This window comes from Mucilaginibacter terrae (assembly GCF_031951985.1).
GTDB lineage: Bacteria > Bacteroidota > Bacteroidia > Sphingobacteriales > Sphingobacteriaceae > Mucilaginibacter > Mucilaginibacter terrae_A.
In genome coordinates this window covers 1488557-1501772 of sequence record NZ_JAVLVU010000001.1, presented here as the reverse complement: position 1 = coordinate 1501772, position 13216 = coordinate 1488557, and the positions used below count along the sequence as shown (strand labels likewise).

Here is a 13216-nt window from a genome sequence, read left to right as displayed (position 1 = left end):
AATACCAACCATGAAAAAATTAAATCATTTTATTGCACTGGCCATAGTTGTAATGCTTATGGGCAGCCATACCTTTGCCCAAACCGATGCAGTAAAACTAACGCCTCTTAACACAACTGCTATATTGGGTAAGGTTAACGGCATTACCATTGAGGGCAAAGTGCAAAGCCCATCGGCACAGCCAACCCCGTTGCAAATAGTTTGTTTGTTTGAGTATACCGAGGGTGATATTTTTAATTCGCCACCTGCATTGCCGCGCAATTTGAACGGTATGGTGCATGTTGACGAAGCCCTGCATGGTTTAATAACCGACCTGCGCAAAAACGGCAAATTTTTAGGCCATGCTTACGAAACTTTATTAATTACTCCGCCGGCAGGTACCATCCCCGCAAAAAAACTATTACTAATAGGCCTGGGCGACCGCAATAAATTCACCGCCGACCTGATGACCGATGTTGGCCGCATAGGTATGCGCGAAGCCATTAAGCTTGGCGTAGAAAGCTACTCACATGCCAGTGATTTAAAAGATGCCGGTATTGATTCGCCAACCGGTCCTGTTGCCCAAAATGTGGTAAAGGGGGCGTTGGAAGCTTACCAGACAGAACTTTATCTCAAATCAAAAAATGCGGCTCCGGCACCTAAGGTTACCAAATTAACACTGCTTGCAGGCCCGGCATTTTTCATCCCATCGGGCGATGCCATCAAACAGTTTCTTGGTGCTAAAAATTAAACATCGTTATGAAAAAAGCAGACATGATTTTGTTCAACGGTAAAATACATACTGTTGACGCTGATAATCCGCAAGCCACTGCTGTAGCCATTGCCGATGGTAAGTTTTTAGCCGTAGGTGATGATACAACCATCATTTCGCAATACGAAGCTGAGGGCGTACAGGTAATAGATCTGAAAAAGAAGCGTGTTGTGCCTGGCATTAATGATTCGCATACACACCTTATACGTGGCGGATTAAACTATAACCTTGAGCTACGCTGGGACGGTGTGCCTTCACTGGCCGATGCCCTGCGTATGTTGAAAGAGCAGGTAGATCGTACGCCATCGCCTCAATGGGTGCGTGTGGTGGGTGGATGGAGCGAGTTCCAGTTTGCCGAACGCCGTATGCCAACTCTTGAAGAAATTAATGCCATAGCGCCAGATACCCCCGTATTTATATTACACCTGTACGATCGTGCATTAATGAATGGTGCTGCTTTACGTGCTGTAGGTTATACCAAAGATACACCGGCTCCTCCGGGAGGCCATATTGAAAAGGACAGTAACGGCGAACCTACCGGGTTAATTATAGCCACGCCTAATGCCATGATACTATATTCAACTTTGGCCAAAGGTCCCAAGCTGTCATACGAGCACCAGGTAAACTCAACCCGTCATTTTATGAAGGAGTTGAACCGCTTTGGTATTACCAGCGTAATTGATGCCGGTGGTGGTTTTCAGAATTTTCCGGATGATTATAAGGTGGTGAACGAGCTGAACGAGAACGGACAGCTAACGGTTCGTATTGCGTACAACCTGTTTACCCAGCAGCCTAAACATGAATTTGAAGATTTTGACAACTGGACAAAATCAGTAAAACTGTATCAGGGTGATGATATGTACCGCCACAACGGTGCAGGCGAGATGCTGGTTTTCTCGGCTGCCGATTTTGAGGATTTTCTGCAACCCCGTCCCGACCTGCCCGAAAACATGGAGGCTGAATTGGAACGCGTGGTGCGCCTGCTGGTTGCCAACCGATGGCCGTTCCGTTTACATGCAACCTATAACCGAAAGTATTACCCGTTTTTTGAATGTGTTTGAGAAGGTAAACCGCGATATTCCGTTTGATGGCCTGCCCTGGATATTTGACCATGCCGAAACTATTGACGAGCGAAATATTGACCGCGTAAAGGCATTGGGCGGCGGTATAGCCATTCAAAGCCGTATGGCTTACCAGGGCGAGTACTTTGCCGACCGCTATGGTGCCGAAGCCGCTGCAAGTACGCCGCCCGTAAAGCGTATGTTAGAAAGCGGTGTTCCTGTGGGTGCTGGTTCGGATGCTACACGGGTGAGCAGTTATAATCCCTGGGTTAGTATGTACTGGCTTACGGCTGGTAAAACAGTAGGGGGGATGCAGATTTACAACGCACAAACCCAACTTAGCCGCCAAACTGCGCTGGAATTGTATACTAAAGGCAGTGCCTGGTTTAGTAATGAACAGCACAAAAAAGGACAAATAAAAGCCGGTATGCTGGCCGATTTAACGGCTTTAAACAGCGACTATTTTGAAATTGCCGACGAAGATGTAAAAAACATCGAAGCCGAATTAACGATAGTTGCCGGTAAAATTGTGTACGCCAAAGGCGATTTTTCAACACTTGCTCCGCCTACTATACCAATTTTGCCCGATTGGTCACCAACTAAAATTTATAATGGCTATTACCCGGGCTCGCAGCTACAGCCTGCTGACTCGGCTCAACGTAAATTAAATTCATCGGCCGGTGAACGTGCCCGTAACCAGTTATTAATGGCAGCTCAAATTCATCAATGTATTGGCAGTTGCAATGTGCACGCGCATAATCATAACACAGCACGTATGAGCAATGTGCCGGTTAACAATTACACCGCATTTTGGGGCGCACTTGGTTGTTCATGTTTTGCCTTTTAAAAATCAATAGCTATGAATTTTAACGAAATCGTAACTCTGGTGCTACACTCCGATTTGGGCAGCACTGTAAATAACTGGGCTATGCTGCTGTTCCGCTGTCTGCTGGCGCTCGAGCTTTTTAGAGTGCACGGCCTTAAAAAGTTTAAGCTACAAAATGGCGAAAAGGAACATGTACCCAACCCATTGGGTTTACCCGATAAACTGAATGGGGTAATTGCCACATTCTCAGACACGGTTGTGCCATTTTTGGTAATGCTGGGCGTTGCCACAAGGTTGGTTATACTACCCGTTATTGGAGTTACCGCCATTGGTTACTTTGTGGTTCATCGTAAAGATTCGATTGAAGTACGCGATGTTCCTTATATGTACACCCTGTGTTTCCTCTTTTTACTGGTTACCGGGGCCGGGACTTTATCTATCGACCATTATTTATTAAATCACTTTTTCACCTTTTAAAATAAAAACTTATGAAACCTAACATTGGAATTACACCCGAACATCTCGCACAGGTTGCACATTCTTTGAATAGTATCCTGGCAGATGAATTTGTATTGTACACCAAAACCCGAAATGCACACTGGAATGTGGAAGGAGCTAATTTTCACAGTAATCACTTGTTTTTTGAGTCGCAATATGAGCAGTTAGACGAAATTATGGACAGCGTTGCCGAGCGCATTCGTTCATTAGGGCATTATGCTCCTGCAACCCTAAAAAGCTTCTTGTCGCTTACTCACTTATCAGAGGTATTGCATGAAAATAACAGCGGCGAGGGCTTTTTTAAAGAACTACTTAACGATCATGAAAGCCTGATCATTCGTTTGCGCGAACAAATAAATTATTTTGCAAATGAATTGAAAGATTTGGGCACAAGTGACTATGTAACCGGTTTAATGGAAAACCATGAGAAAATGGCCTGGATGCTGCGTTCGCACTTAAGGTAACAAGTTTATGGAAAATCAAAATAAAATATGGATGGTTTCCTTGCTTTTATCGGCAGTGGCGGGTTATTGTGATACGGTTACATTTGTTTCGGCCGGCTCCATTTTTTCGGCTCATGTTACAGGTAACTTTATTGTATTTGCATACCAGCTTATAAAAGGCAGCGAATTGCAGGCCTGGGTCAAACTGCTTACATTTCCGGTATTTATTATATCGGTAATTGTTGGTGGGCGCATTGCGTTGAAAACGGCTAATCCTTACAAATTACTTTTAGTGGAAGGAATGATACTTTTGCTGAGTGGGCTGGTATCGGTAGTGTTTTTACGTATACCCGGACTTAACTGGCTAAGCTATGTGGTGGTAATGATGGCCGTTTTTGCTATGGGATTGCAAAATGCCTTTGGTAAATTATATGCTAAAGAAACCTTTGGCCCAACTACCATGATGACGGGAAATGTAACCCAGGCATCACTTGATTTAGGCAGTTCAATAGCTTCGGCTTTTAACGATAACTTATCAAAAGAAAGCCTGCGCAAGCAAGGTGTAATTATAGGTGGCTTTTTGTTAGGTTGTTTAGCTGGTGCTTTAACTGCTAAAATGTTTGGATTGAGCGTATTATTATTGCCGGGTATTGGCCTGATTGTTTGCTACCTTAGTAACGGTAGCAGTAAGTAATTTGCATTTACATGCGCCATAGCTGGTATTGCCTGCCATGGCGCTTTGCCGTATAAAATGAAAGAGAATATTTTAATTGTTGAAGACGAGTTTATTGTAGCGAATGATTTGCGCATTATGCTGCAAAAAGCAGGATATACGGTATGTGGCATTGCCCCATCAGTAGCCAAGGCATTGGAGTTGCTTAAGGCCAAACAGCCGGAATGGGTTTTGCTCGATATATTTTTACAGGGTACTAAAACGGGTATTGATCTGGCCGGGCAACTTACCTGCATGGGTATTCCGTTCATTTATATATCGGCTAACACCAATCAGGCTATATTGGAAGCTGCCAGGGCTACCGAACCATATGGTTTTTTGGTGAAGCCCTTTCGTGAGAAAGATTTGCTGGTAATGCTGGATATTGCTATGTACAGGCATTCGCAAAGTAAAAAGTTCAGTAGATATGCATCGCTAACTTTATTGCAACAGGTTGAGCAAATTGCCGCCAAAGCCGAATCGAAGAATGAGAAATTAAAGCAGATGGCTACCATGCTGCAAGGCGTTGTTCCTTTCGATTGTATGAGCATTGCCAAAAATGATGGTGCGAATACCGAACCGTTCTATTTATCGAAAAATGCGTTGAATATTTTTCAACCCTTTGCACATAACGAATTGCTGGAGATAACCGGAGTTTCGCAGCGCGATTATCGCTCATGGAAGCCTATAGGTAATGAAATGAAAGATCAGTTTTTCAGTAATTTTGAATTTCGAAGATTAAAAATGGATAGTCCGTGGCTAAAAGTTTTTGGCGATCATTTTACCTACCAATCGGCTTTAAGTATTGATGTAGCCGATGAAGACGGATATACTTACCGGCTTACTTTTTTTAGCAAAGAGGCAGATGGTTACAACAACTTACAACTCGATTTGCTCCAAAGAAACCAGGATGCGCTCCAAAGCTTCATCAATAATATTGTAAAGAAGAAGGATGAAGGTATTATTGCTCCACGTGTAATAAAGGCAAGCCCGGCCGTTACCAATTTTACCTCAACGGATATAAACTTTAATGGAATTATAGGCGAAAGCAAGTTACTAAAAGCCGTTTTTGATAAGGTGAACATTGTGGCAGCCGATGATGCTTCGGTAATAATTACCGGCGAGAGTGGAACGGGTAAAGAGCGGATAGCACAAATTATTCATAAACTATCGCCCCGTAAAAGCAAGCCGCTGATTATTGTAAATTGCGCAGCTTTACCCATCAACCTCATTGAAAGCGAACTCTTTGGCCATGAAAGGGGGGCGTTTACCGGCGCAACTGATAAACGTACCGGCAAGTTTGAACAGGCAGATGGCGGAACTATATTTTTAGATGAGATCGGCGAACTGCCTTTAGAGGCCCAGGTAAAACTATTAAGAGTTTTACAGGAGCGGGAAATTGAACGTTTAGGCGGAAATGGAACACGAAAAGTAAACGTGCGTGTTATTGCCGCTACCAATCGTAATTTAGAGAAGGAAGTTGCCGAAGGCCGTTTCAGGCTCGATTTGTATTACCGGTTGAATGTTTTCCCTATAAACTTACCTGCTTTGCGCCAGCGTAAAGAGGATATTCCGTTATTGGCGAATTACTTTTTGGATAGGTTTGCGAAAAAGACCGGCCGGGTTGTCACTGGTTTTAGCGAAGAGGCCATGCAGGCATTGCTTGACTATGACTGGCCGGGAAACATACGCGAGTTGGAACACCTGGTAGAGCGTAGCCTACTGTTAAGTACTGATGAAATAATTACACAAATTGATATTCCGCAAGGCCATATTGCAGGTTCAGGTGATGTTGAAGGCGGTTTTAAAGTGCGTACGCTCGAAGAAATGGAGCGCGAACATATCCTCAATATTTTAAAATTATGCAAAGGCAAAATATTCGGCACTGGCGGCGCTGCCGAAATGCTGAACATTCCATCAACAACGCTAAATTCCAAAATTAAAAAATTAGGTATTAAGTATGAGTACGTAAAATGAGTTATTGCAGGGTGGTAATCCTAAGTTCTGATATATCTACCTGCATTTCTTCTTTGCGTATGGCCTCGTCAGAGAATAGCTTATGCTTGCGTAACTGGTAAAGTTCGCGGCGTTGAACCTTGTAAATATCTTTTATTACCCGCCTGTACACTACTAACTCCCGCAGTCCATTTTCAGCACACTCCATGCACACCAGTTTTTGTTTAGTATGACCGAGATCACTTTCGAATTCGGCTTTTACAGCTAACAAAAGGCTGTTATTTGCCAAATCGGCTTTATATTCGGTATCTAAACGTTTCAAAGCAATTTCTGTTAAACGTACCCTAATTTCAGCTTCCTGTTGTTCCAAAGGCATGGCAATATCCATTTCCTCTATTTTAAGTGCTTTAATAATAAAGGGAAGCGTTAATCCCTGAAAGACCAGTGTTACCAAAATTACCACGAAAGTGATGTAAATAATTAGGTTACGCTCGGGCAGCATTTGTCCGTTTTCAAGTGTAAGTGGTAAAGAAAGTGCTGCGGCTAATGATACCACCCCACGCATACCCGCCCAGCCAATAATAAAAGGTCCTTTCCAGCCGGGATGAGGTTCTTTATCGCGCACATGCTTAAATAACCAGCGGGGTATAAAAGTGGCCGGATATATCCAAGCCATCCTGATGATGATAACAAGCGCACTAACCAATAAACCATACACCGAAGCCTGCATAAGTGAGTAACCTTCCAGGCCGGCAACAATACTTGGCAACCCTAAGCCTATCATCATAAATACCAAACCATTGAGAATGATAGATATAGTTGACCATACATTGATGGTTTGCAAGCGGCTTTGACCATCGGTAAAAATTTCGTGTGAACGGTAGGATAGGAAAAGTCCCCCGCTTACTACAGCCATAACACCCGAGTAATGAAAGTGCTCAGCCCCCAGGTACATAACATAAGGTGATATAAGTGAGAAAGCCGAATCAATACTGGCTGTAGTTGGTAAAAAGCGGTGTATAAGGTAAAAAACATGTGCAACTACCAAACCCACTACTATCCCCATTATTGTGACGCTAACAAAACTTACAGAAGCTTCATGCAACGAAAAAACGCCTGCCATAACTGTGCTTAAAGCAAAACGGAACACGGTTAAGCTCGAAGCATCATTAACTAAGCTTTCTCCCTCTAAAATGGTCAGAATGCGTTTTGGAACACGTATGGTTTTTAAAACCGAAGCAGCAGCAATAGCATCAGGCGGCGATATAATACCACCCAGCAAAAAGCCGGTGGCCAAAGTAAACCCGGGTATAAATGCCGATACTGTGTAAGCAACTACAAATGAAGTTAGAAAAACCAAACCAAATGCAAGCAGGGATATGGGTCGCTTCCATTTCCAAAACTCGTTCCATGATGTCCACCAGGCCGCTTCGTAAAGCAGCGGGGGTAAAAATATCAGGAATATCAAGTCGGGCTCAATATTAATAACGGGCATTCCGGGTAAGTTGCTAACGCCAAGGCCGGCCAAAACTAAAAATATGGGATAGGCAATTTTTAAACGCTTAGCCAGTAAAATGAGCAAAAATGCGGCTGATAGTAAAATGAGGTATTGTAGTAAAGAATTATGCATAGGAAGGACAGGTTGTTGTTAATCAACGCATTTTACAGCGAAAATAACCAATTAACATGTTTTTAATGAAGCGTGAATATATGGATAACTATTAACTTTTGAGATGCGAAGCAGCCTTTTCTTCGGCAAGTTCTTTGGTTAAAAAGTAATTTAAGCCGGTACGTATAATCGCTATAGCCCCCAGTTTGCCAATTTCTTCCCAACCGGGCGCTATAGCCGTTGATATAATATCGGCTCCTAACTGAAACTCCAGGGCAAGGGCAAGATAACGGGCAAGGGTAAGCCTGACAGTATTAAAATCGGCATGACGGTTTTTTACCAATGCAACACAAAACTTTATAAAAGCCGAAACCGATCCTGCTGCTATGGTCACGGCGCCCATAATTTCAACTGCTAAACGCAGGGCATGTACCAGTGTTGATATGGAAAGTTCTATATTCATTATCTCTACAATCAAATAGTTAATTCAACGGCCGATGGTTTGAATGTGACTGTAATTGTAACACCCTCTTTGGAGTGTATTTTAAACTCACCATTCAGTTGTTCGGTAAGGCCTTTCATCAGGTTCATGCCCAAGGTGGTACAGTGGTCAATATCAAAGCCTTCAGGCAATCCTTTACCGTTATCCTGAATTAAAAGTTGAAAATATCCGTTGGCCGTATCAAGTGCTGAAATGGTGATGGTGCCATTGCTTTGGTTTTTAAAAGCATATTTAATGCTGTTGGTTATAGCTTCGTTAAGTATTAAGCCTAATGGTACAGTATCGGCAGTGTTAAGTTTAGTGTCTTTTACATCGAAAACAAACCTGATGTTTGCAGCTACGTTAAACGAGTCCTGAATGCTGCGGGAGAGTTCGCGAAGGTATTTTGCAAAGCTTATAGTTGATATATCATCAGACTGATATAATTTTTGATGTACTATTGATATGGCCTGCATCCTGTTCTGGCTATCGCGTATGGCTGACAAAGCCTCTTCATCATTTAAGTAAGATGATTGCGTGTTAAGCAAACTGGATATAATTTGCAGGTTGTTTTTAACACGGTGATGTATCTCTTTCATCAGCCATTCCTTTTCAACTAATAGCTGGTTTAGCCGGTCGTTTTTAACATTAATTTCATCTTGCGTTGTTTTAAGCAAATTGTTGCTTTTTTGCTTGGCCCTATACAAATAAAGCATAAGCGCTGTTATAATAACCGAACCACACAAAGCGAGTGAGATGAGTTTGCGACTAAGAGCTTCTTTTTCTAACTCGCTTTGTTGGAGACTATTTTTACTGCGCAGAGTAAGGTTTTCATGCTCGCGTTGCGACATATCAAACTGAAGCTGCAATTGCTCTGATTGCTTTAACCTTTCAAAATTAAAAATAGAATCGGTGATTGCCTTTGATCTTTTTAAGTGTTTTATTGCCAAAGGATAATAACCTTTTGCCGAATCAAGCTTAAACTGCAGCAAATGTGCCGAGGCCAAATCATTCATTGAAAATACCGGATAGGGCTTGTTTAAAATAGCATGTAACAATGGTTCAGCTTTGGCATAAAGCTTTTGGTTAATATAAAACTGCGCCAGGCTTTTACAGCATAAATAATAATAACTGGTTCGCATGTTATTGCCTTCAAATAAACGGAGTGTTTTAAGATAATTTTGCTCGGCAAGGCGGGGTTTATTAAGAGCCGTGTAACAATCGGCCCTAAGTAGGGGAAGAAAAAATTTGCCTTGATATTCAGGAGGATATTTCTTTTCGTTGTAGGCCAAAACCTGTAACACTTGTTCAGCTTTGCCTTCTTTAATCATATCGGTAGCCAACTCGCGGTATACAAGGTACGGAAACCTGTTTTCGAGCCTAATGGTGCTATTTAGGCATGCACGGCTCCATTTCAGGCTTTCCTTCTTAAGCCCCATATCGCGGCAAATATTGGCCAGCCTGAACTGAAAAATATTCAAGCTGCTTTCTGTACCTGTTGAGTCGGCGTACCGAATGGTTTGTAAACCGTATCGCATGGCTGCCTCAAAATTAGCTTTGGTTATGTTAACTGCTGTTAGCAAATCATAAGTAAACTGCAGATTGCGGTATCCTGCCAACTTATAGCGCTTTAGGACATCTAATAGCTCTGTTTCGGCCTCGTTAAGATTACCCAGCCGAATATTCCGATCGGCAATTTCTTTACGTATATGTATTGCCAAACCAATATTTTTAGTGGCTTCGGCTAAAGGTATTGTCTTATTAAACCATATTTTTGAAAGGCTATCATCTTCAAGGTAAAGAGCTTTAAGATAAAATGCCTGCGCTTCGATATGCTTATTGTGAAAGCTTTTAGAGAGTGCAACGAGGTGTTCAAACTCTTCTTCACATTTTTCAGGCGCAATACGCTGTTCGCACATCAGTGGGTATTTATATAAGCGTGCCGTGTTATATAATACCGGCATATGATGTTGCAATGCATAGGCTTCGGCAATAGCAAAGTGTTTAGCCGCTATTTCAAGGTCGGCTTTGTCTTCACCTCCTTTTTCGAGGTAATACCGGCCGGTTTCAATATTAATGCGGCAATACATTGCTCCTGTGGCTTTTGCCGTTATTGTACGCACGGCTGCAAACCCCTTGTTTCGCAGCAATAAGCGCACTCGCATAATTGTAGCATCATCCGCACCTTTATAGCTAAGTGTTTGGCTAATACGTTCGGCTAAGGCAAGGTATTTTTTTGCCGAATCAACATTTGCTGTTGCAATACCTTTATTGGTTTGGTAAAAGCTGCAAATGGTGAGGGCCAGCTTAAATGTATTGGTATCGTTATTGGTATTTTTTAATTGATTGTAGAGTTCAGGCAATGAGTTTTTGTAATCAACCTGGGCAATGGCCTTAACACTGTGAATTAAAAACAGTAATATAAAAGCAAATTTTAAATGATTGCTGTGTAAATAGCCGGCCATGTAGTACAATTAACGAAAGGCTTATTAAATCCTTTCAAAATAAATAAAAAGATAATCAATTTAGCTCGATGATATAATTGATTGGTAATCTTTATGCTATGTATCAAGCAGTTTTATATCAAGTTACTTCTTAATATAAAAATAAAAGGGCGGTATTTGATAACCACCCTTTTAATATATGATTATGCAGATGTAGGGTTACTCCTTAATAAACGCCAGCAGATCTGCATTGATGGTTGCAGCTTGCGTTGTAGGCATACCATGCGGAAAGCCGGGATATGAAATAAGTTTTCCGTTTTTTAGCAATGTTACTGCTACTTTACCTGTTGTTTCAAATGGAACGATTTGGTCGTCTTCGCCATGTAACACCAATACGGGCACTTCGGCATTTTTTAAATCTTCGGTAAAGTCGCTTTCAGAAAACGCAGCCACACAATCGTAATGGGCTTTTATACCACCCATCATGCCCTGGCGCCACCAATTATCTTTAACACCTTGTAATACTTTTGCACCCTCGCGGTTGTAACCAAAAAACGGGATGGTGAAATCTTGAAAGTATTGTGGACGGTTAGTAGCCGTATTTTCACGTATCTCGTCAAATATCTCTATTGGCACACCGTTTGGGTTTTTATCATTTTTAACCATAATTGGTGTAACTGCACTAATAAGTACGGCTTTGGCAACACGGCCTTCACCACCGTATTTAGCCACATACTTTATCACCTCACCTCCGCCGGTAGAGTGACCAATGTGAATGGCATTTTTAATTTCAAGTGCATCCATCAGTTGTTTTACATCTTCAACATAGGTTTCCATGTTATTGCCTTCTGATGTTTGTGTTGAACGGCCATGGCCACGGCGGTCATGCGCTATTACGCGATAGCCATGCTGAACGAAGAACATCATTTGTGCATCCCAGTCGTCGCTCGAAAGTGGCCAGCCATGATGAAATACGATAGGTTGTCCTGTGCCCCAGTCTTTGTAATAAATTTCGGTTCCGTCGGTTACTGTAATTTTCATGATTGATAGTAATTAGTTTTTAGTTTAATGATTTTGAACTTAGGTTAACCATAATTATACCTTATATTAAGGTATTTATTATCAAGTAGTTATTATAGTTTTCGTGTATTTGGTTTAACTGTATTTCGCCATTTTACGATGTTGGATAGTTTGTATGAATTACATGGATAACACCGTGATCATGAACTGAGTTATTCAATATAATTGATTACTTGTTGTAATACAATGTATAATTATTGATTTGACAATTAATATTAATATTAATTTTGACAATATTCAATTACATCCCAATTATAACTCTCGTATAAAATGGTATCAGGTTATGTTAAAGCTTTAGTGCTGCTGCTTATGAGCACAACAAGTGTTTATGCTCAAAAAAAGGGTAAAGTTCCTAAAGAAAAAGATATGGGCGCTTACCTGATGGTTTACTTTAAAGATGATACGCACGGGCTGTATATGGCGCTCAGCAAAGATGGATATAGCTTTACCGATGTAAACAATGCTAAGCCCATTATAGCCGGCGATACCATTGCCGAGCAAAAAGGTATACGCGACCCGTACATTTACCGTGGCAACGATGGAATGTTTTATATGGCATTAACCGATTTGCACATATATGGGCAAAAAGCAGGCTATCGTACCACCGAGTGGGAGCGCGATGGCAAGCAATATGGCTGGGGTAATAACCGCGGATTGGTGCTCATGAAATCGGCCGATTTAGTGCATTGGTCGCACACGGTGTTACGGGTTGATAAAGCGTTTCCTGAACTGGCCGATATTGGCTGCGCCTGGGCTCCTGAAATGATTTTTGATGAGGTAAAAAAGAAGCCTATGTTATATTTTAGCATGCGTTTTGGTAACGGTAAAGAAAAAGTGTACTATACCTACATGAACAATGCTTTCACACAAATGGAAACTTTGCCTAAAGTGCTGTTTGAATATCCTAAAGACGTTGCTTACATAGATGCCGATATAACTAAGGTTGGCAACAAATACCATATGTTTTATGCATCGCACGATGGTACGTCGGGCGTTAAACAAGCGGTGTCCGATTCGGTAAACACCGGCTATGTGTATGATGCTAAATGGTACGACCCGGAACCTGTTGGCTGTGAGGCACCAACGGTTTACAAACTTATTGGGCAAAACAAGTGGATATTGATTTATGATATTTACCGCATCAATCCGCATAATTTTGGTTTTAGTGAAACATCCGATTTTGTGAATTTTAAAAATCTTGGCCGCTTTAATGATGGGGTAATGAAATCAACCAACTTTTCAATACCAAAGCATCCGGCAGTAATTCAGCTTACACGTAAGGAAGCGCAAAAGCTGGCTGATAGCTGGGGTATGAATATGAAATTTTAAATATTCATTTTAAAATAATATGTAAA

The 13216-nt window shown here is 41.7% G+C and carries 12 protein-coding genes; 8 read left to right on the top strand and 4 right to left on the bottom strand.

Annotated elements, in window-relative coordinates; all coding sequences use genetic code 11:
- Nucleotides 1-10: 10 nt before the first annotated feature.
- Genes QE417_RS06045 through QE417_RS06015 form a run of 7 tightly spaced genes read left to right on the top strand, consistent with a single transcriptional unit; the run spans nt 11 to nt 6268 of the window.
- A complete protein-coding gene (locus QE417_RS06045; protein WP_311948339.1) occupies nt 11-730 on the top strand; it encodes a M17 family peptidase N-terminal domain-containing protein in 720 nt (239 codons plus the stop codon).
- Between the two features lie 8 nt (nt 731-738).
- Nucleotides 739-1812, top strand: a complete 1074-nt coding sequence (locus QE417_RS06040; protein WP_311948337.1) for an amidohydrolase — start codon at nt 739-741, stop codon at nt 1810-1812.
- Complete coding sequence (locus QE417_RS06035) at nt 1766-2659, top strand: amidohydrolase family protein (RefSeq protein WP_311948336.1); 894 nt, start codon at nt 1766-1768, stop codon at nt 2657-2659. The genes QE417_RS06040 and QE417_RS06035 overlap by 47 nt, the downstream gene beginning before the upstream one ends.
- A gap of 12 nt (nt 2660-2671) precedes the next feature.
- Nucleotides 2672-3115, top strand: a complete 444-nt coding sequence (locus tag QE417_RS06030) for a DoxX family protein (RefSeq protein ID WP_311948334.1) — start codon at nt 2672-2674, stop codon at nt 3113-3115.
- 11 nt (nt 3116-3126) lie between these two features.
- Nucleotides 3127-3600 (top strand): Dps family protein, encoded by a 474-nt coding sequence (locus QE417_RS06025; RefSeq protein ID WP_311948331.1) that lies wholly within the window; start codon nt 3127-3129, stop codon nt 3598-3600.
- A 7-nt stretch (nt 3601-3607) separates the two neighbouring features.
- Nucleotides 3608-4273, top strand: a complete 666-nt coding sequence (locus QE417_RS06020) for a YoaK family protein (RefSeq protein ID WP_311948328.1) — start codon at nt 3608-3610, stop codon at nt 4271-4273.
- 57 nt (nt 4274-4330) lie between these two features.
- Nucleotides 4331-6268, top strand: a complete 1938-nt coding sequence (locus QE417_RS06015; RefSeq protein ID WP_311948326.1) for a sigma 54-interacting response regulator — start codon at nt 4331-4333, stop codon at nt 6266-6268.
- A 1-nt stretch (nt 6269) separates the two neighbouring features.
- Here QE417_RS06015 and QE417_RS06010 read toward each other — a convergent pair whose 3' ends face one another.
- The 4 genes from QE417_RS06010 to QE417_RS05995 all read right to left on the bottom strand — a co-directional run bounded on the left by QE417_RS06010 (nt 6270) and on the right by QE417_RS05995 (nt 11822).
- On the bottom strand, nt 6270-7877 hold the full coding sequence (locus QE417_RS06010) for a Na+/H+ antiporter (RefSeq protein WP_311948324.1): 1608 nt from the start codon (nt 7875-7877) through the stop codon (nt 6270-6272).
- A gap of 91 nt (nt 7878-7968) precedes the next feature.
- Nucleotides 7969-8319 carry a DUF1622 domain-containing protein gene (locus QE417_RS06005; RefSeq protein WP_311948322.1) on the bottom strand — a complete coding sequence of 117 codons (351 nt, stop codon included), beginning with the start codon at nt 8317-8319 and terminating at the stop codon, nt 7969-7971.
- An 11-nt stretch (nt 8320-8330) separates the two neighbouring features.
- The gene (locus QE417_RS06000; protein WP_311948320.1) at nt 8331-10802 is read right to left on the bottom strand and encodes a sensor histidine kinase; all 2472 of its coding nucleotides are present in this window, start codon (nt 10800-10802) and stop codon (nt 8331-8333) included.
- 198 nt (nt 10803-11000) lie between these two features.
- Nucleotides 11001-11822, bottom strand: coding sequence for an alpha/beta fold hydrolase (locus tag QE417_RS05995; protein ID WP_311948319.1), 822 nt, complete (start codon nt 11820-11822; stop codon nt 11001-11003).
- 309 nt (nt 11823-12131) lie between these two features.
- Between QE417_RS05995 and QE417_RS05990 the strand changes: the two genes are divergently transcribed.
- Nucleotides 12132-13190, top strand: a complete 1059-nt coding sequence (locus QE417_RS05990) for a glycoside hydrolase family 43 protein (RefSeq protein ID WP_311948317.1) — start codon at nt 12132-12134, stop codon at nt 13188-13190.
- Nucleotides 13191-13216: the final 26 nt, after the last annotated feature.